We start from the raw sequence: 18,295 nt of genomic DNA on the forward strand, positions 1-18,295 counted from the left end.
CCCAGGATGCGGTCGCCGAGATGGCAGATCGCGAGCGCGTAGCTCATCGCCGGATTGTAGGACTTCACCGAATAGAAGTTCGGGCCGAGCAGAAAGGCGGGGCCGCCCGCGACCGGAATCCAGAGCTGCGCGGTGGCATTGGGCTGTGGGAATGGCTGGCCGTCGGCGCGGGTGATGCCGGCTGCCTGCCAGGCCGCGTAGCTGCGGCTTCCTGACATGTTGCCGGACGCGCGCACCTCGTAGCCCCAATGTTCGCCGCGGTGATATTTGCCGCGGTTGACGAGATAGCGCGCGGTCGAGCCGAGCGCGTCGTCGGGGCGGCCGAACGGGTTGATCTTGCCGTCGCCGTCATAGTCGAAGCCGACGTTGAGCCAGACTTCGGGCATCCATTGCGTGTGGCCCATCGCGCCGGCCCAGGAGCCGCGCATCTCCTCCGGCGTGCTCCAGCCGCGATCGACGATTTTCAGCGCGTTGGTGAGCTCGGTCTCCCAATAGGCCTTGCGGCGCGGCTCGTTCCAGGCGAGCGCGGCGAGCGCCGGAAACACCGGGCGCATGTGGTTCTGCTGCACCAGCGGATCGCCATAGGCGGACTCGACGCCCCACAGCGCCAGCAGCGTGCCGCGCTCGACGCCGAAGTCCTTCTCGATGCGGGCGAACAGCGCCTCGTTCTTCTGCAGCGCGATCTTGCCGTTGATGACGCGCCAGTCGGAGACGCGACGGTTGATGTACTGCCAGAGCTGCTCCTTGAACTCCGGCTGGTTGCGCAACTCCTTGAACACGGTCATGTCGGGCTCGAGCCGCGCCATGACCCGGGTCCAGGTGGCCGGCGAGATGCCCTTGGCGAGCGCGCGGGCGCGAAAGCCGTCGCGCCAGGCCTCGAACTCGGCCGGGGCAGCCGCTGCCGGCAGGGCGGGGCCGAGCAGCGCGGCGGCACCGATGCCGGAGCGGAGCAGGGCGCGGCGGGTCATCGTATCGGGCTGTGAATCGGACTGAGTCATGGAGGGCAGTCTACCCGCTGATGCGGGCCGGCGGCAAAGCCCGGAACGGGCGGAACTTTCACGCTTGGTGGAGCTCGGCGGCGATGCGGGCCAGCCAACGGCGGATGGTCGCGAGGTCCCGCTTGCTCAGGTCGCCGGCGAGTCGCCGCTCCAGCGCGCTGGCGCGGCGCCGGGCCTTGGCGAGCAGAGCGAGGCCGTGCCGGGTCAGGGTCCATTGCAGCGCCCGGCCGTGCACGGGATGCGGTGCTCTCTGGATGGCGCCGTCGCGTTCGAGATTGCTGATGATGACGTTGACGGTCTGCGGCGTCAGCAGCGCGACGCGGGCGAGGTCGGCGCCGGACAGCCCGGGATAGGCCTTGAGCATCGTCAGCACCACGAATTGCGGATGGGTCAGTCCGGTCGCGATGAGCGCGCGGTCGAGCGACAGCCGCGCCGCGGCCTGTGCCTGGCGCAGCAAATAGGCGAGGTAGCCGTCCTCGCCGCGCTTGCCCTCGCCGGGCGATGGCGGGCGGGCCGCTGTCTTCGGCCGATGCGCGGGGCCGGCCTTTGCGGGGGCTGCCTTTCGCGACGCTCGCGAGGTCGTCAATTCCGGTGCCTTGCGCATATCATCAGAGCCCTGATAAGTTATCAGATATCTGATAACACGAGAGACAGACCATGTCACATGCGCGCAGCGAGTACACCACGTTCCGGAGCCAGGCGCCGGAGCTGTACGATGCCATCCTTGCGGTGAGTCAGCAGGCGGCCAAGGCCGGCCTCGACAAGCAACTGCTCGAGCTCGTCAAGATCAGGGCGTCGCAGATCAACGGTTGCGCGTTCTGCGTGCAGCATCACGTGCTGCTGGCCGAGAAGCTCGGCGTCTCCGCCGACAAGATCAATCTCGTCGTGGTGTGGCGCGAGGCGCCGCAATTCTCGGCACGCGAGCGCGCGGCGCTGGCCTTCACCGAGGCGTTGACCACGCTGCAGGGCGGCGTCAGCGACGAGGTCTATGCCCAGGCCCGGGCGGAATTCTCGGAAACGGAGCTGGTGTTCCTGACGTCGGCGATCGGCGTGATCAATCTCTGGAATCGCTACGGCGTCGCGTTCCGCTGGACGCCGGCGGAGCGGCCGGCGCGGGCGGCGTCCTGAGTTGCCTGGAACCGCGGCACGGCCCGGCGGGTTATGCGCGGGAGGTAGAGGAGGCGCGCATGACCGGGACGGACGAACCGCTCAAGCCGGAGGATTTTCCGCTGGAAGCCGACAAGGAGCGCGTGCAGCGCCAGGACGGCAAGCCGATCGCCACGACCAAGAACGAGGCGATGGCGCAAGAGATTGCGGACCGCCTCAATGCCGAGGAGCATCGTCGCGAAGAGGACAAGTGGTCGGCGTGACTGTTGACTGTCTCCCCGTCTCGTATCTCGCCGAGACAGATGCCGCTTGCAATCAGCTCGAACTAATAAGCACGCGTGCCACGCTCAAAACGGATTCGCCGGCTGCGCCCGCTTGGGGCCTTCCGGCTTCGGCTCGACCGCGAGGGTGGGGTCGGTCGGCATCACGCGCGCGCCGGCGGCGCGGGCGACCTGGCCGGTCGTCGAATGCCGTGCCGCCTCGGCGGACTTGATCTCCGGCGGATGCCAGCGGTCGCGCACCAGCATTGTCAGCGCCCCCACGCAGAGCAGCGCAATCGCGGCTGAAACGAGCGCCGGTCCGGCTCTGCGATGCGGGTTGGCTGTCATCATCTGCGATCCTCCGTGGCCAGACAACCCGGAGCGGTCGGCTCCGGTTCCGGGTCCGCCGGTGATCAGTTCCGGTCGCGCGCGACGGCGGCGGCGTCGGCCGCAGGTCCGAGCGGCGACGATCCGAGTGCGCCGGTCGGCGACGGCGGCGACGCGGCGATCTCCTCCAGCCCGACCTCGCGGCCGCGGCCGCCGATCAGGCGCTCATAGGCTGTAATCAGCGTCACGTAGGGATTGACCCAGATCCAGCCATCGCGCGTGAACAGCTGGACGTCGAAATGCAGATGGCGCGTGGTTCCGTTGGGATGGTCGAGATAGTTCGAGACCACGCCGATCGGCTCGCCCTCGCGGAGGCTGCGGCCATTGAGCAGGCCGTCGGCATCCATCGCCGCGGGATTCATGTGCATGTAGCGAAAGCGGACGTGCTCGGTGCCGCTGTTGACCTGCACCGTCACGGCCTGCTGCCGGGTTGAGCGGATCACGACGCCGTCGCGCACGGCGAGCACGCGCTGCCGCCACGGGTTGCAGCCGTCGGCGCCGTCGCGGCGCACCGGGCAGGCACCGGGCCTGAGATCCTGGCCCTGATGGCCGAAGCCGCTGGCGCATTGGCCGACGTTGAAGCTGCGCGCCTCGCAGAAATTGTCGCGCCAGGGATACTGGCTCCACGGCTGGTCGAATTTGTCGCTCGCGCGCCGGCGGCCGAACGACTGCGAATGCACATAGGCCGGCGCATCCAGCGGATAGCGGATCTGCGAATAGACGGTGCGGTCGGCCCGCCCGCCCTGGCCGCGTCCGCCGCTGTTGGCGACGATGTCGCCAACGGGCCGATAGGTGAAATCGGCATCCAGCGTGACCGGGCGCTCGGCGGCGAGCGGCGCGATCTCCGGCGGGATGCGCGACGGCTGCCCGCCGGCGATGCGCAGTGCCTTGAGGAAGCGCTCGGCGATGGGATAGGCCTCGCGGCAGGCGAGCCGCCGCGGCCGCGGCGCGCTGTCGAGGCACTGGATCGAGACCACATAGGGCACGCCGAAGCGCGTGAAGGCGTAGCGGACATAGCCCTCGCGAATGAAGCGGCGCAGATCGGGATATTGCGCTGACAGCGCCTTGACGCCTTCGCCCTTGCCGCCGGCGGGATCGGCGACCTCGTAGGTGAGGAGTGATCCGGTGATCTGGATCTCGACCGGTTTTGCGAAGACGCGCGACGGCAGGCCGGAGGTCACCTCCGGCGGCAGCGAGAACACCGCGTCGTAGCCGGACGGGCCGGCATCGAACAGGTCGGTCTGGAAGTCGGCCTGATAGCGCGGCAGGCCGCGCGCCGCGATGGCGGCGCTGCGGCGCGCGGCGAGATAGGCGGTGGTGTCGAACGGCAGCAAAACGGGGACCGGACTGCGTCCGATCCCCGTGAAGATGGTCGAGGTCACGCCGTTGAGCTGGACCAGCGCGGGCCTGCGCCGCGCATCACCGGCCGAAACGCTGCTCCGGCGCGCTGGCGCGAAGTCGGCGGCGACCTCGGGCGCCGCGTTGAGTTCGGAGCGGAGCTGGTCCAGCGCCGCGCGCCAGTCGGCGCGGTTGATGGTGAGGGCGGGCGGAGCAAAGTCATCGGCCGCGCGCGTCGTGGACGGCGCGGCCAGCGTGATGATCGCCGCCAGGGCGGCGATCAGTGTGATGACCCGTGCCCCCAAATCCCCCCGCGCCCCCCGGCGTCAGATCCTCGAGATGCCTCAGTCCTTGGCGCGCTCGCAGTAGGAGCCGTCCTCGGTCATGACCACGATGCGGGTGCCGACCGTGATGTGCGCCGGCACGCCGGTACGAACGCCGTTGGAGAGCACCGCCGGCTTGTAGGACGACGACGCGGTCTGGCCCTTGGTGACCGGCTCGGTCTCGACCACCTCCAGCGTGACCCGCTGCGGCAGCGTGATCGCCACCGGGACCACGTCGTGCATCGACAGCTTGACCGTCATGTTCTCCTGGAGATAGGCGGCCTGGTTGCCGACCACGTCCTTCGGCACCTGGACCTGGTCGTAGGTCTCCGGGTTCATGAAGTGGAAGCCGTCGGCATCCTCGTAGAGATACGTGAAGTTGCGCTCCTCGATCGTCGCCTTCTCGACCTGGTCGGTGGTCTTGAAGCGCTCGGAGATCTTCACGCCGTCGCTGATTCGGCGCATTTCGATCTGGCTGACCGGAGTGCCCTTGCCGGGATGGATGTTCTCGGCGGTGACGACGACATAGAGCTTTCCATCTTGCTCAATGACGTTACCCTTGCGAATAGAGCTGGCGATGACTTTCAAAGCTGTTTTCCTGACACTGAAAAAGGGGCGCCGGACTGGGCCGGGGCGCCGCGCGACGCGGAATGCGGTTTCGGGCGGCAACATACTGATTTTGTCCGGGGTTGCCAGTCTTTTGCGGCCCGAACGGGCGATCCCCTGATGTCCCGGGAGCCCGAGCCTTCGCCCTGGTGGTCGCCGCAGCGGCACGCCGACATCAGGCCGTTCCTGCTCGCCCGGGCCGCCATCATCCGCGCGCTGCGGGCCTGGTTCGACGAGCAGGGCTTTATTGAGGTCGAGACCGGCATCCTGCAGGTGTCGCCGGGCAACGAGACCCATCTGCACGCGCCGGGCACCGACCTGACGAGGCCGGACGGAACCCGCCATCGGCGGTATTTCCGAACGTCGCCGGAATTCGCCTGCAAGAAGCTGCTGGCGGCCGGCGAGCGGCGGATCTTCGAGTTTGCCCGCGTGTTCCGCGACCGCGAGCGCGGCGACCTGCATCTGCCGGAATTCACAATGCTGGAATGGTATCGGGCGGAGGCACCCTACGATGCGATCATGGCCGACACGGTCGTGGTGATCGCGCACGCGGCCCAGGCGACCGGAATCCGGCAGTTCGCCTTTCGCGGCCGCACCGCCGATCCCTTCGCAGAGCCCGAGATGCTGACGGTTGCCGGCGCGTTCGAGCGCCATGCAGGCATCGACCTGCTGGCGACCATCCGCGACGGCGCGGGCGACCGTGCGGCGCTGGCGCAGGCCGCCGCTGGCAAGATCCGAATCAGCGACGACGACACCTGGTCGGACCTGTTCAGCAAGGTGCTGGTCGAGCATGTCGAGCCGCATCTCGGGCAGGGACGCCTCACCGTGCTATATGAATATCCGGCGCCGGAGGCCGCGCTGGCGCGGGTGGCGGCGGACCCGCGCGTTGCCGAACGGTTCGAGGTCTACGCCTGCGGCGTCGAGCTCGCCAATGGCTTTGGCGAGCTCACCGACGCCGCCGAGCAGCGCCGCCGCTTCGAGCAGGAGATGGCCGAGAAGGAGCGGCGCTATGGCGAGCGCTATCCGCTCGACGAGGACTTCCTCGCCGCCGTGGCCGCGATGCCGCAGGCGAGCGGTGTGGCGCTTGGCTTCGACCGCCTGGTGATGCTGGCGGCCGGCGCCACGAGGATCGACCAGGTGGTATGGACGCCGCCGGCAGGTGAGCGATGAACAGGGTCGAACGTCCGACGACATTGCGCAGCGCCGAGGATCTCGTCGCGCAGGGATTGGCTGACGCGGCGGACCAGCCGGCGCTGGCGCGCGTGGCGCAGCGCTATGCGGTGGCGGTGACGACGCATCTCGCCGACCTGATCGACGTTGACGATCCGAATGATCCGATCGCGCGCCAGTTCGTGCCCAGCATGGACGAGCTGAAGGCCGCGCCCGGCGAGCGCGGCGATCCGATCGGCGACGACGCGCATGCGCCGGTGCCCGGCATCGTGCACCGCTATCCCGATCGCGTGCTGCTCAAGCTCGTGCATGTCTGCGCGGTGTATTGCCGTTTCTGTTTCCGCCGCGAGATGGTCGGGCCCGGCAAGGACAACGCGCTGTCGGAGGAGGCCTATCGCGTGGCGCTGGACTACATCCGCGCACATGACGAGGTCTGGGAGGTGATCCTCACCGGCGGCGATCCGCTGATGCTGTCGCCGCGGCGGCTGAAGGAGATCATGGCCGATCTCGCCGGCATCGATCACGTCAGGATCATCCGTATCCACACCCGTTTGCCGGTCGCCGATCCCCAGCGCATCACGCCGGCGCTGGTCGAGGCGCTGAAGGTGCCGGGCGCCGCGACCTGGGTCGCGCTGCACGCCAATCATCCGCGCGAGCTCAGCCCTGCGGTTCAGGCGGCCTGCGCGCGGCTGATCGATGCCGGCATTCCCATGGTCAGCCAGTCGGTGCTGCTGCGCGGCGTCAATGACGATGCGGCGACCCTGGAGGCGCTGATGCGCGCCTTCGTCGAGATTCGCATCAAGCCGTATTACCTGCACCATGGCGACCTCGCGCCGGGCACGGCGCATCTGCGGACCACGCTGGCGCAAGGTCAGGCCCTGATCCGAACGCTGCGCGGCCGGGTGTCCGGCCTGTGCCAGCCCGACTACGTGCTCGACATTCCCGGCGGCTACGGCAAGGCGCCGGTGGGGCCGCAATACCTCACTGCCGATGAAACTGTTGAGCAGGATCATGCGGCAGGTGCGCAAACGCGCTATCGTGTGATTGACTATTGCGGCGAGGCGCACCTCTATCCGCCCGCCGCGGGATGAAGTGTCCTGCCGATTCCGCTGACACGGAGGAGCAACATGAAGAGACTTGCGATCGCGATGGGGCTCCTGATGGTCGTGACTGATGGCATCGCGCTGGCGCAGAGCGGCAGCGGCTCCTCCGCCGGCACCGGATCGAAGAGCGGCATGCCGCCGCAGGCGCCGGTCGGTCACCGCCAGGTCCGCCCGAGCGATTTGCCCAAGGCCGAGCAGGCCGAAGAAAATTCATTCAGCGGCATGACCAAGGAAGACCGCGAGCTCGATCGCAAGATCAAGGGCATCTGCCGCGGCTGCTGAGCGCGACCTGCGGCGCGCCCGACGCGCGCCGCTCATCGGTCGTGAGTGCTACGCCGAGCGCTCACGCGGGGAGTTGCGATGCGCCGCACGCCGGGCGGCGACGGCTTCGGCGAGCTGCTCCAGCACCTCCACCGTCGTGTCCCAGCCGATACAGCCGTCGGTGATGCTCTGGCCGTAGGTCAGCGCCACGCCCGGGTTCACGTCCTGCCGACCCGCCACGAGATGGCTCTCGATCATCACGCCCATGATGCGCTGCTCGCCTACGGCGAGCTGGCGTCCGACGTCGGCGGCGACCAGCGGCTGGTTCTCCGGCTTCTTGCTCGAATTGGCGTGGCTGGTGTCGATCATCAGCCGCGCCGGCAGTCCGGACTTGATCAGCTCGGCCGAGGCCTGCTCGACATGGGCGGCGTCGTAATTGGGGCCGCTGCCGCCGCGCAGGATGATGTGGCAGTCCTCGTTACCGGTGGTCGCCGCGATGCCCGAGCGGCCGCCCTTGGTCACCGCCATGAAATGATGCGGATGCGCGGCCGATTTCACCGCGTCGGCGGCGATGCGGATGTTGCCGTCGGTGCCGTTCTTGAAGCCGACCGGGCACGACAGGCCTGAGGCCAGCTCGCGGTGGATCTGGCTCTCGGTGGTGCGCGCGCCGATCGCGGCCCAGGCCACGAGGTCCGCGATGTATTGCGGCGTCGTCATGTCGAGGAATTCGCATCCCGCCGGCAGGCCGAGATTGTTGACGGCGGACAGCACGCTGCGCGCGAGCCGCAGGCCCTTGTTGATGTCGAAGGAATTGTCCAGGCCGGGATCGTTGATCAGGCCTTTCCAGCCAACGGTGGTGCGCGGCTTCTCGAAATAGACCCGCATCACGATTTCGAGGCGGTCGGCGAGGCGCTCGCGCAAGGTGGCGAGGCGGCCGGCGTAGTCGATCGCCGCGTCGGGATCGTGGATGGAGCAGGGGCCGACGATGACCAGCAGGCGGTCGTCGCTGCCGGTCAGGATGGCGTGGATCGCGTTGCGCGCCGCCATCACCACACGGGTCGCGGTCAGGGTACGGGGGATTTCACCCATCACCTCCGCCGGCAGGCTCAATTCCTTGATTTCCTTGATACGAAGATCGTCTGTGGTGCTCAGCATGGCGGGCTCCTGGGTGTCTTGATGGGCACCTGCCGGCAACAAAAAAGCCGCCAGGTTCTGGCGGCTCGTTCGGATATCTTGCTGCAATGTGTCAGATTGAGCGCGATCCTCCCGCCGCCAGCGAGCTGTCGTAGCTAAAGTACCAATAGAAGCTGGTGGCGGCGTTGATCATGGCCATCCTATAGCGGCCGCGCGGCCGCTTGTCATCCCGAAAATCGAGCCCCCCGGCGTCAGCCGTTGCGCGCGGCGAGCGCCATGCCGATCATCGACAGCCCGCCGAACAGCAGGTTGATGCCGACCAGCAGACCGATCGCCCACAACGCTGTGCCCGGCAGCCCGGAAATGATGATGCCGGCGATCGCGATGTCGACCACGCCCGAGATTGCCAGCCACGACCAGCGCCCGGACAGCTCGCGGCGGTGCTCCAGCGCATACATGATGGTGGCGACGCCTTCGGCGAGAAAATAGACGCCGATCACGATGGTCAGCGTCACCGTCCCCTGGACCGGCTGCGCCACCAGAATGATTCCGGCGATGATGGCGAGAATCGCCGACAACAGCGACCACCAGAAGCCCGGCATGCCGCGGGCCCAGAAGGTGAGCGCGAGCCCCGTGATGCCCGAGATCAGGAACATCCAGCCGAGGAAGATCGTGACCGCAAGGCTTGCCAGCGGGGTGAGGATCATCGCAAGCAGGCCGAGTACGGCGAGCAGGATGCCCTCGATCAGGAAGGCCTTCCAATGCGTGCGCACGGCTGCGCCCATTTGCGACCTCATGCGCTCGAGCTCGGGCGGAATCGTATCCTGCGGAAGGGTCATGATCGTCACTCCGGGCAAGGTCACGGGCTGGATGCCGCGTCCGCCTTCCCACGCAGATGGTGAGGAACGACGGCCGGGACAAGCGCGTGATGCGCGTTTCGTTGCTCTGATGGCGCGGGGGGCCGGGATTATGCCGTCGTCCGCATCCGGTTGCGGCCGAAAACATAGATCGTCGTCGTGACAATCAGAAGGGCCATCCCGACGATGATCGCGGTGAGGCCCAGCGGAACCAGAACGCCGGCGACGTTGCGGTCGGGGTTGAGCAGCCAATGCCGAATCGAGGTCAGCACGAATCCAAGCCCGACGAAGCCGGCGGCGCCGCCGAGCAGCAGCAGCGCCCACATCCTGCGCAGCTGGCTCAGTCTTGCCCGCGCCACCTCGGTGCGGGGCGTGTGGTGATGGGCGACCCGGCGCACCAGCCGTACGGCGAGGCCGATCGAGGAGAACCCGATCAGCACGCTGACGCCGCCGAGCCAGAGGCGCGCGGCGGTGTCGAGCGTCGACGCCCGCTGCAGCAACAGCAATGGATAGTCGAAGGCCGCATGCAGCATCACGGGAGCGGCCAGCACCAGCGCCCAGCTCGACAGCCGTGCCCCTTCGCGATTGTGGCGGTTGGCGCCGAGCGCCGTACTGGTGCGGGCGATCGCGAGATAGGCACCGGCAATGATGCCGAGCGCGCCGTGAAACGGCACGGTGAGCACGCTGCGCAGCACCGCCAGCGAGCGCCACATCTCGGCGTGCTGGACGAGGTAAGCGAGATTTTCATAGGCAGCAAAGCCGAGGCCTACGGCCGCGCCATAGAACACCGTGTCCATGGCGTTGCCGACCTGCCGGCGCCGCGACCATAGCGCGGCGATCACCGCGACCTTGGCGAGCTCTTCCGGCAAGGCGACGCCGAACAGGGCCCGGACCGCCTGGGCGATCCAGGGATTCTCCAATGTCAGCCCGACATGCTGGAACGGCATCCTGACAATGCCGAGCAGCAGCACGCTGGCTGCCCCGAGCAGGAAGGCGGTCCAGATCTTGAGCGGGGGGCCTGAATTGTCACCGGCGGCGACCACCAGCCAGAGGATCAGCAGCGCGGGAGCGATCGCCGCGGTGCCGATCACGGTCGCGAGGGCTTCGAGCAGGTTCATTTGCGATGGCAAGTAAGCCATGGTCTCCGATCATCCAATGCGGCGGAGCCGAACCGGCCCTCCACCGCCCGCGCGGGGGTGGATTTGACATCGGTCCGTGGCCGCACGGCAAGATCTACATGTCGGCAGAATGAGCCGCCCTTCAAGGGAAAGAACCGCGCGCCCTGGCGCTCGATTGGGGAGAGACCGCCGCAGGGCCGAGTGCAGCCGCGGTCGGCTGCCGCCCGGCTGGCCTCAACGGGGCCGGGAGGTTCTCGGCGCCGTCGCCTCGCCGCCGCGCACCGGGGCCTCCTGGCGCGGCTCGACCGGGGTCCAGGCGTCGGTGCGGGAGGTAGTTGGCGCCTGGGCGGTCGTCGGCGTTTCCACGCAGCTCAAGCGCGGCGTCGGGTCGGCCACACGCCGGCATTCCAGACCTTCAGCGAGAGCGGCCTGACTGATCGCGCACGCAACCAGAACAATCGAAAGAACTCTCATGGTGCCCCTCGGAGCAGGCGTGGGTCGCCCGTGATGCAGGCTCGACTCGGTCGTGCCGTTCGATGATGCCCAGCTTGGTCGCAAAAGCGTGCAAATATTTGACCATTCCCGCCGTCATTCAAAAGATTCTTCCGAAATTCACGCGTGCATTCCATGAGTTGCAAGCGATGCGAGCGTTTTCCGCTGATGCAAATGCGAAGCCGTTCGCTCCGTTGCGGCGCCAAGGCTCGCCGGCTGGCGCCGAACCGCTATTTGCCCCCAGCTTGCTCGGCATGGGCGGCCGGGCGGGCTTGATGTGGCGAAGGGATCATGGTCGGTTGCCGCGATGAATTCGCCGCCTTGGTCAGCTTCCGACAGAGCCCGTGGTCCACGCTATCGCCGTGGCTGGGTCGACGACGCCGTGGCGGCCATCGAGGCCGACCAGTGCCGGACCGCCGACACGCACTTGATCCGGCTGATCGTGCCCGCGCTCGCGGGCATCGACATCTACCTGAAGGACGAGTCGACCCATCCGACCGGGAGCCTCAAGCATCGGCTGGCCCGATCGCTGTTTCTCTATGCGTTGTGCAACGGCCACATCCGCGAAGGCACGCCCGTGGTCGAGGCCTCCTCCGGGTCGACAGCGGTATCGGAAGCCTATTTCGCGCAGATGATCGGCGTGCCGTTCTACGCGGTAATGCCGCGCACCACCTCGGCGGAGAAGATCGCCGCGATCACGCATTACGGCGGCAACTGCCATCTCATCGATGACGGCCGGTTTCTCTATGCCGAGGCGGCTGCGCTCGCGAGCCGGCTCGGCGGCCATTACATGGACCAGTTCACGTTCGCCGAACGTGCCACCGATTGGCGTGGCAACAACAACATCGCCGAGTCGATCTTCAACCAGCTGCAGGGCGAGCGCTGCCCGCTGCCGGAATGGATCGTGATGGGCGCGGGCACCGGCGGCACGTCGGCGACGATCGGCCGCTATCTGTGCTACCGCCGCCACCCGACGCGGCTGTGCGTCGCCGATGTCGAGCATTCCGCGTTCTTTGACGCCTTCTGCAACGGCGACAGCGCCCGGACGTGCGAACGGCCGTCGCTGATCGAGGGCGTCGGCCGTCCGCGCTGCGAGCCATCCTTCGTGCCGGGGGTCGTGGATCGCATGATGAAGGTGCCGGATGCCGCCTCGGTCGCGGCGATGAACGTGCTGACGCGGCGGCTGCGCCGGCCGGTCGGCGGCTCGACCGGGACCAATTTCCTGGCGCTGTGCCGGCTGGCGGCCGAGATGCGGCAGGATGGACAGAGCGGCTCACTGGTCACGCTGATCTGCGATTCCGGGGAGCGCTATCGCCAAACCTATTACGAGCCGCAATGGCTCTCCGCGCGCGGTCTCGACCCCGCGCCGTACGAGGCAGCTCTGTCTGCCTTCCTCGACACCGGTGCGCCGCTGCGGCTCGAGGTTGCCGATGCGGAGAACCCGCTGCGCGCCTGAACGCCTCCGGGGGGCGTCGCGGACCGCGGCGAGCGGCATCCGGATGCCCGGCATCGTGCGCGATCCCTGATCTGGATCAACGAAGGACGCGCCGGATTGCGCTTTGGTCCCACCCCGAACAGGCCTCCAAGGGCGCGCCGGAACGCAGGTTCGGGACGCGGGCAGGGGAAGGACGGATCAGGTGATGAACTACGACAGCTATTTCGAGCGTGCCCTCGACCAGTTGCACCAGGAACGGCGCTATCGCGTCTTCGCCGATCTGGAGCGCCTCGCCGGCCGTTTCCCCCGCGCAATCTGGCATTCGCCGGAGGGGCCGAAGGACGTCGTGATCTGGTGCTCCAATGACTATCTCGGCATGGGCCAGCATCCGAAGGTGATCGGCGCCATGGTCGATGTCGCCGCGCGCATGGGCACCGGCGCAGGCGGCACCCGCAACATCGCCGGCACCAACCATCCGCTGATCGAGCTCGAGCGCGAGCTTGCCGATCTCCACGGCAAGGAAGCGGCGCTGGTGTTCACCTCGGGCTACGTCTCCAACGAGACCGGCATCTCGACCATCGCAAAACTGCTGCCGAACTGTCTGCTGCTGTCGGACGCGCTCAACCACAATTCGATGATCGAGGGCGTCCGCAAGGCCGGGAGCGAGAAGCAGGTCTGGCGGCATAACGACCTCGCCCATCTCGAGGAGCTGCTGCGGGCGGCCGATCCCGACCGGCCCAAGCTGATCGTCTGCGAGAGCCTGTATTCGATGGATGGGGATGTTGCGCCCTTGCACCGGATCTGCGATCTCGCCGAGCGTTATGGCGCGCTCACTTACGTCGACGAGGTCCATGCGGTCGGCATGTACGGCCCGCGCGGCGGCGGCATCGCCGAGCGCGACGGCGCGATGGCCCGCATCGACATCCTCGAAGGCACGCTCGCCAAGGCCTATGGCTGCCTCGGCGGCTACATCGCCGCCAATGCCAATCTGATCGACGCCGTCCGCTCCTATGCGCCGGGCTTCATCTTCACCACCGCCTTGCCGCCGCCGGTCTGCGCCGCCGCGACCGCCGCGATTCGCCACCTCAAGACCTCGCAGTGGGAGCGTGACCGGCACCAGGATCGGGCGGCCCGACTCAAGGCCGTGCTGAACGCCGCCGGGCTGCCGGTCATGCCGTCCGACACGCACATCGTGCCGGTGCATGTCGGCGATCCCGAGAAGTGCAAGACGGCGTCCGACCTGCTCTTGTCCGAGCACGGCATCTACATCCAGCCGATCAACTATCCGACCGTGCCGCGCGGCCTGGAGCGGCTGCGGATCACGCCATCGCCCTACCATGATGACGGCCTGATCGACGCCCTGGCCGAGGCGCTGGTCGACGTTTGGGACCGGCTCGGCCTTGCGCGGGCGCCGCAGGCGCTGGCCGCGGAGTGAGCCCGTCCCGCTGACCTGTCACATCGGCCAGTCAGTTTGATCTGCCGCAATGCCGCCCGCGCTCGCGCGGGCGTAGTCTTTTGTGTTCAGGGAAAATGCCGGTTCGGCAGGGCCCGGCCGGCGCACAGGCGAGGGCGGCCATGGCTAGGATCATCGAAGCGCTGCTGCAGGAGCACGAGAATCTCGAGAAGCTTCTGTCGGTGCTCGAGCACGAATTGGAGCTGTTCGATCACAATCGGCGGCCGGACTACGACATCCTGCAAAGCATCATCGCCTATTTCGAGGACTATCCGCAGCGCTGTCATCATCCCAAGGAGGAGATGATCTTCGACAAGCTGCGCGAGCGCGACCCTGCCGCGGCCGCAGCCTATGGCGACGTCGACGACGAGCACGAGACCGAGGCGCAGCGGCTGCGCGGCTTTGCCGACGCCGTGAACGCGGTGCTGTCGGACCAGGAGATCCTGCGCGAAAGCTTTCATGCCGCCGTGCACCAGTTCATCGACAGCCAGCGCGAGCACCTGCGCAAGGAGGAGACCCTGCTGTTTCCCGCGGCGCTGCGCGCCCTGAGCGCGGAGGACTGGGCCGACATCGATGCCCGCATGTCCGACCGCAAGGACCCGCTGTTCGACGGCGACGTCGCCGAGAAGTTCCACAATCTTGAGCGGACCATCCTGCGCTGGGAACAGGAGGCGGAGCAGGCGCGCGCCACCGCCGGCTGATGGCGTTTTGCCCAATTGCGCCCCGTGGCTGGTGGACTATAGTTCCAGTCGGGGCAGGCACTCTTTCGCGGAGCTGGCTATGGCCGCTTTGAACACTGGGCTCGATCCGGTCCGAGGTTCGTCGAATGCAGGGGGAGGGGCAGATGCGGCCCGGACGCCTGCGCAGGTCCCGATGGCGCAGCAGAGTGCCTTTGGCAGCCACGGCTACGACATGTATCCCCAGGAGCTCGTCCGGCTGTCGGGCTGCCAGGAGCAGGCGCTGCGCCGTGAGACGAAGCGCACCTTGCAACTGAGCTGACGGTCTTGTCCGATCTCGCCGATGGTCCTCGCGCTGCTTCATGGCCGGAACGCAAACCCGGGATCATGGTTGTAGAGCCCAGGATCGTGGTTATTCCGGCATACGTGCGTTAACCTGTCATTGACCAGATCGCGCGACCCTGTTCGCATATTCCCCAGGAATGCGACGGAACCGGACGGCCGGAGCCGGCAGTCGCGACAAGAGGCCGGCGGCGTAACGCCCGCCGGCCTTTTTGCGTGGGCGGGTCAGCTGGAATTGACACCGCACCCTTGCGTCAGTTGCGCCGCGCCAGCGAGCGCAGGAACCCCTGATATTCCTCATTCAATTCCATATCGACCGCGGGCGCGAGCCTCAGCAGGACATTGGCGATGAACGCCTGGTCGTTTCGCGGCTCCTCCAGCACCTCGCGCAGCACCGGGACGTTGTCCTCGATGTGATGCAGAAAGGCGACGCCTTTCTCCGCCGTCTCGGTCCAGCGCGCCCGCGTCCATTTCGCCAGCGGATACATGATCTCGTGGACGAAGTTCGACTTGCGCGCCTTCTCGAAGAAGCGCAGTCCGGCGCTCCAATATTCCTTGGCGCGCAGTGGCGGTGGCGGCAGATCGCCCGTCAGCATCTTCTTGCCGGCCTGGCCGACGAAATCGTCGAGCGTGGTCGGTGCATCGATCGTGGCGCGAAAGTGCCACAGCGCGAACGAGCCGGGAAAATCCTTGCCCATGCCGTCGAGCAAGGCGGTCTCGACCTTGTCGACCGCGGCCTTGTCGCCCTTCAGCGACGCCGTCATCGCGAAGGCGAACAGCGCGTCGTTGCCGACCTCGTGGACGCCGCCGTTCTGCAATTGCGCCGCCGACAATGCGGGTGTCTTGCCGTCTGCAGGCACCGTGGCCTCTCCGGCGCGCTGCGCCTTGATGAAGGCGGTGATCTCGAGCCAGCCCATGAGGTTGGCGATGAAGGCGTCGGGATCGACATGCACGATGGCGAGATTGAGCGGCTCCTTGCGTGTTCTCAGCTCGGTCATGTCGGTCATGTCGCACTCCGCCGCAACTCGCCGCCGAGCGGTCTGTCGCCTTTGCGACACGTCGGCTCGTTCGACCAGATCTGCAGGGCAGGCAGCAAGAAGGGTGCCACGGTCTTGTCGGGCTCGCGGGGTACAGCGCGGTCCGCGGAACGAGTTTTGCTCGTGGTCCTTCGATTGCGATGGTCGCAATGGAGCATGAGGCCAGCGAATGTTCACCCGCGTCTGCAAGGCCGACACCATCGACGAAGGCGGCATGCGCCTCGTCATCGCCGACGCCCAGCTCATCATCCTTGCCTGGCCCGACAATGGCGAGCTCAAGGCGTTCCAGGGCGTCTGCCCGCACACGGCGGCGCCGATGGAGGAGGCCGGCTTCGACGGCCGCGTCCTCAGTTGCCCCGTGCACAATTGGACGTGGGATGCTTTCACCGGTACGCCGCTCCACCCGCCGGAGAGCGCGCTGGCGCAATATCCGGTCAAGGTCGAGGAGGGCGTGGTCTACATCGACACGGACGGCATCTCCCCGCTGTTTGCGGCGCGTTGAGCATGGCTGGAGGAGGCGCGGAAAGACCGCCGAGGGGTGGCTTGCCCGGCCGGCGAAACGCCTCTATACGTTCGGCGCGCGGCACGGAATCACCGTCGGTGGTTCAGCCGACCTCGCAGGTCACCGCCTCAAGCGACTGATTTGCTGAAGGTTTTACCGAAACGTGCAAGCGGCGATGGCACCGGGGCCTCGTGCCCTCTGGCATCGTGTGTATTGCTCCCTTCGTCTATCGGTTAGGACGCCACCCTTTCACGGTGGAGAGAGCGGTTCGATTCCGCTAGGGAGCGCCACTCCGCGCCGGCTTTCCTTACCCATCCCCCGATCTTGAAATCCACGGTCCGTGTCGAGATGCGGTCGGCGCGAGGTCTGCGCTCATGCACCGCAGGCGAGTACGTGGTCCGGTCAACCGTCCATTAGGGTCCTTGCCGTACTGCAGCGGGCGAAGCAGGAGCAGGATGATGGCCGCGCCCAAGAAGCGGGAAGCCCGCAAATCGATGAAGCAGCCGGCGTGGATCACGCTGGATGGCGGGTTCGCCGTGCGCCATTGCCTGGTTCAGGACATTTCCAGCGCCGGCGCCAAGCTGACCCTGCAGGACGCGGCGGCGCTGCCGGCGACCATCCGGCTCGCCTTCGCGCGCGACGCAAGAACGGGCCGCCAGTGCCAGGTGGTGTGGCGCCGCGGCGCCTCGGTCGGCGTCAAGTTCATCGGCAAGTAGGCGTCGCTATCGCTTCCCTGCGGCAGGCGCGCTAACAAGCGGCATGTGTCGATCTCTCATCCTGGGCGCCATCGCGGCGCTGGCCGCCGTGACCGTGGCAGCCGCCGGCTCGCCGGGATCATCGCTTCTTGCGCCATCGCTTCCCGCGCCGAAGGCGGCTGGACCCAACAAGGCTGCACCCCGTTCAGGCGCCGCCAGCAACAATCCCTGCGCGTCCTACGGTGCCAACTTCGTACGCGTCGAGGGAACCAATACCTGCGTGAAAGTGGGCGGGGCCTTGCGCGTCGAGATGGGCACCTCGGCCGGTCGCTGAGGTGCTCACGACAGCGGCGGCGCGATGTGGCGGATGAAGGCCGGGCGCCGCGCGATCTCCCCGTACCAGCGCGCGAGACTCGGCAGCTCCGGCTTGACGACACCTTCGACTCCGAACCAGCGCCGGGCATAGGCGCCGAGCGCGATGTCGGCGAGCGTGAAGCGCTCGGCCTCGACATGGCTGCGCGTGGCCAGATGCGTGTCGAGGATGCGCCACATCGCCGCGGCGTCGTCGGCCGCCTTCTGCAAGGCGGCCATGTCGCGCTGCTCCGGCGGCGTTCGCACCAGTCCCCAGAACAGCGGACGCTCGATCGGCTGCACCGTCGACAGCGTCCAGTCCAGCCAGCGCTCCACCGCGGCGCGGTGCCGCGGCGTCGTTGGATAAAGCGGCGTGCCATCGCCATGGGCGAGGCAGAGATAGCGCATGATCGCGTTGCTCTCCCACAGCACGAAATCGCCCTCGACCAGCGTCGGGATGCGGCCGTTCGGATTCATCGCGAGATAGTCCGCTTCGTTGTTGCGGCCGAACTGCATGCCCGCGTCGATACGGTCATAAGCGACATCGAGCTCGGCGAGACACCACAGCACCTTCTGCACGTTCACCGAATTGGGGCGGCCCCAGATCGTCAGTCTGTTGTCGGCGGACACGTCCGGCTCCTGTCTGGGC

General features: G+C 67.4%; 22 protein-coding genes and 1 tRNA gene. 13 read left to right on the top strand and 10 right to left on the bottom strand.

Features of this window, described 5'->3' with window-relative positions:
* Together QX124_RS12935 and QX124_RS12940 are read right to left on the bottom strand one after the other, a co-directional pair.
* On the bottom strand, positions 1-998 hold a 998-nt coding region (locus QX124_RS12935; protein WP_315797355.1), incomplete at its 3' end, for a lytic murein transglycosylase.
* Between the two features lie 58 nt (positions 999-1,056).
* Positions 1,057-1,602, bottom strand: coding sequence for a MarR family winged helix-turn-helix transcriptional regulator (locus QX124_RS12940; protein ID WP_315797356.1), 546 nt, complete (start codon positions 1,600-1,602; stop codon positions 1,057-1,059).
* 53 nt (positions 1,603-1,655) lie between these two features.
* Here QX124_RS12940 and QX124_RS12945 point away from each other — a divergent pair, with 53 nt between their 5' ends.
* Together QX124_RS12945 and QX124_RS12950 are read left to right on the top strand one after the other, a co-directional pair.
* On the top strand, positions 1,656-2,126 hold the full coding sequence (locus QX124_RS12945; protein WP_315737839.1) for a carboxymuconolactone decarboxylase family protein: 471 nt from the start codon (positions 1,656-1,658) through the stop codon (positions 2,124-2,126).
* A gap of 59 nt (positions 2,127-2,185) precedes the next feature.
* Positions 2,186-2,368 carry a hypothetical protein gene (locus QX124_RS12950; protein ID WP_315712101.1) on the top strand — a complete coding sequence of 61 codons (183 nt, stop codon included), beginning with the start codon at positions 2,186-2,188 and terminating at the stop codon, positions 2,366-2,368.
* Positions 2,369-2,452: 84 nt separating this feature from the next.
* Here the strand turns inward: QX124_RS12950 and QX124_RS12955 are convergent, their stop codons facing one another.
* From QX124_RS12955 to efp, 3 genes are all read right to left on the bottom strand, one after another.
* Entirely contained in the window at positions 2,453-2,716 is a 264-nt protein-coding gene (locus QX124_RS12955; RefSeq protein ID WP_315772179.1) for a hypothetical protein, read from the bottom strand.
* 62 nt (positions 2,717-2,778) lie between these two features.
* Positions 2,779-4,395: a M23 family peptidase gene (locus tag QX124_RS12960; RefSeq protein ID WP_315797357.1), complete on the bottom strand. Its 1,617-nt coding sequence runs from the start codon at positions 4,393-4,395 to the stop codon at positions 2,779-2,781.
* 39 nt (positions 4,396-4,434) lie between these two features.
* Positions 4,435-5,001, bottom strand: a complete 567-nt coding sequence (gene efp, locus QX124_RS12965) for an elongation factor P (protein ID WP_315712097.1) — start codon at positions 4,999-5,001, stop codon at positions 4,435-4,437.
* Positions 5,002-5,139: 138 nt separating this feature from the next.
* Here efp and epmA point away from each other — a divergent pair, with 138 nt between their 5' ends.
* Genes epmA through QX124_RS12980 form a run of 3 tightly spaced genes read left to right on the top strand, consistent with a single transcriptional unit; the run spans position 5,140 to position 7,574 of the window.
* The gene (epmA, locus tag QX124_RS12970; RefSeq protein ID WP_315797358.1) at positions 5,140-6,189 is read left to right on the top strand and encodes an EF-P lysine aminoacylase EpmA; all 1,050 of its coding nucleotides are present in this window, start codon (positions 5,140-5,142) and stop codon (positions 6,187-6,189) included.
* Positions 6,186-7,280: a lysine-2,3-aminomutase-like protein gene (locus tag QX124_RS12975; RefSeq protein ID WP_315797359.1), complete on the top strand. Its 1,095-nt coding sequence runs from the start codon at positions 6,186-6,188 to the stop codon at positions 7,278-7,280. The genes epmA and QX124_RS12975 overlap by 4 nt, the downstream gene beginning before the upstream one ends.
* 36 nt (positions 7,281-7,316) lie before the next feature.
* Positions 7,317-7,574 carry a hypothetical protein gene (locus tag QX124_RS12980; protein ID WP_315737845.1) on the top strand — a complete coding sequence of 86 codons (258 nt, stop codon included), beginning with the start codon at positions 7,317-7,319 and terminating at the stop codon, positions 7,572-7,574.
* A gap of 48 nt (positions 7,575-7,622) precedes the next feature.
* Here the strand turns inward: QX124_RS12980 and QX124_RS12985 are convergent, their stop codons facing one another.
* The 3 genes from QX124_RS12985 to QX124_RS12995 all read right to left on the bottom strand — a co-directional run bounded on the left by QX124_RS12985 (position 7,623) and on the right by QX124_RS12995 (position 10,683).
* Positions 7,623-8,708 (bottom strand): 3-deoxy-7-phosphoheptulonate synthase, encoded by a 1,086-nt coding sequence (locus tag QX124_RS12985; RefSeq protein WP_315797360.1) that lies wholly within the window; start codon positions 8,706-8,708, stop codon positions 7,623-7,625.
* A 230-nt stretch (positions 8,709-8,938) separates the two neighbouring features.
* Entirely contained in the window at positions 8,939-9,526 is a 588-nt protein-coding gene (locus tag QX124_RS12990) for an HdeD family acid-resistance protein (RefSeq protein WP_315797361.1), read from the bottom strand.
* Positions 9,527-9,654: 128 nt separating this feature from the next.
* Complete coding sequence (locus QX124_RS12995; protein ID WP_315737848.1) at positions 9,655-10,683, bottom strand: PrsW family intramembrane metalloprotease; 1,029 nt, start codon at positions 10,681-10,683, stop codon at positions 9,655-9,657.
* 778 nt (positions 10,684-11,461) lie between these two features.
* Between QX124_RS12995 and QX124_RS13000 the strand changes: the two genes are divergently transcribed.
* The 4 genes from QX124_RS13000 (at position 11,462) to QX124_RS13015 (ending at position 15,041) form a co-directional block, all read left to right on the top strand.
* Positions 11,462-12,610, top strand: coding sequence for a PLP-dependent cysteine synthase family protein (locus tag QX124_RS13000; RefSeq protein WP_315797362.1), 1,149 nt, complete (start codon positions 11,462-11,464; stop codon positions 12,608-12,610).
* Positions 12,611-12,794: 184 nt separating this feature from the next.
* Positions 12,795-14,024: a 5-aminolevulinate synthase gene (gene hemA, locus QX124_RS13005; RefSeq protein WP_315737850.1), complete on the top strand. Its 1,230-nt coding sequence runs from the start codon at positions 12,795-12,797 to the stop codon at positions 14,022-14,024.
* Between the two features lie 140 nt (positions 14,025-14,164).
* Positions 14,165-14,743, top strand: a complete 579-nt coding sequence (locus QX124_RS13010) for a hemerythrin domain-containing protein (protein WP_315737851.1) — start codon at positions 14,165-14,167, stop codon at positions 14,741-14,743.
* 172 nt (positions 14,744-14,915) lie between these two features.
* The gene (locus tag QX124_RS13015) at positions 14,916-15,041 is read left to right on the top strand and encodes a hypothetical protein (RefSeq protein ID WP_315737852.1); all 126 of its coding nucleotides are present in this window, start codon (positions 14,916-14,918) and stop codon (positions 15,039-15,041) included.
* Positions 15,042-15,315: 274 nt separating this feature from the next.
* Here QX124_RS13015 and QX124_RS13020 read toward each other — a convergent pair whose 3' ends face one another.
* Positions 15,316-16,068: a hypothetical protein gene (locus QX124_RS13020; RefSeq protein WP_315737853.1), complete on the bottom strand. Its 753-nt coding sequence runs from the start codon at positions 16,066-16,068 to the stop codon at positions 15,316-15,318.
* Positions 16,069-16,267: 199 nt separating this feature from the next.
* On the opposite strand from QX124_RS13020, the gene QX124_RS13025 reads away from it, so the two are divergent.
* From QX124_RS13025 to QX124_RS13040, 4 genes are all read left to right on the top strand, one after another.
* Positions 16,268-16,600, top strand: coding sequence for a Rieske 2Fe-2S domain-containing protein (locus tag QX124_RS13025; RefSeq protein ID WP_315737854.1), 333 nt, complete (start codon positions 16,268-16,270; stop codon positions 16,598-16,600).
* 215 nt (positions 16,601-16,815) lie between these two features.
* Positions 16,816-16,890, top strand: a tRNA-Glu gene (locus tag QX124_RS13030).
* Between the two features lie 168 nt (positions 16,891-17,058).
* Entirely contained in the window at positions 17,059-17,316 is a 258-nt protein-coding gene (locus QX124_RS13035; RefSeq protein WP_315712079.1) for a PilZ domain-containing protein, read from the top strand.
* Positions 17,317-17,359: 43 nt separating this feature from the next.
* Positions 17,360-17,629, top strand: coding sequence for a porin (locus QX124_RS13040; RefSeq protein ID WP_315797363.1), 270 nt, complete (start codon positions 17,360-17,362; stop codon positions 17,627-17,629).
* A 5-nt stretch (positions 17,630-17,634) separates the two neighbouring features.
* On the opposite strand, the gene QX124_RS13045 is transcribed toward QX124_RS13040, so the two are convergent.
* Positions 17,635-18,276, bottom strand: a complete 642-nt coding sequence (locus tag QX124_RS13045; protein ID WP_315797364.1) for a glutathione S-transferase family protein — start codon at positions 18,274-18,276, stop codon at positions 17,635-17,637.
* Between the last annotated feature and the right edge of the window lie 19 nt (positions 18,277-18,295).

This window comes from Bradyrhizobium sp. SZCCHNRI3043, from assembly GCF_032377735.1.
GTDB lineage: Bacteria > Pseudomonadota > Alphaproteobacteria > Rhizobiales > Xanthobacteraceae > Bradyrhizobium.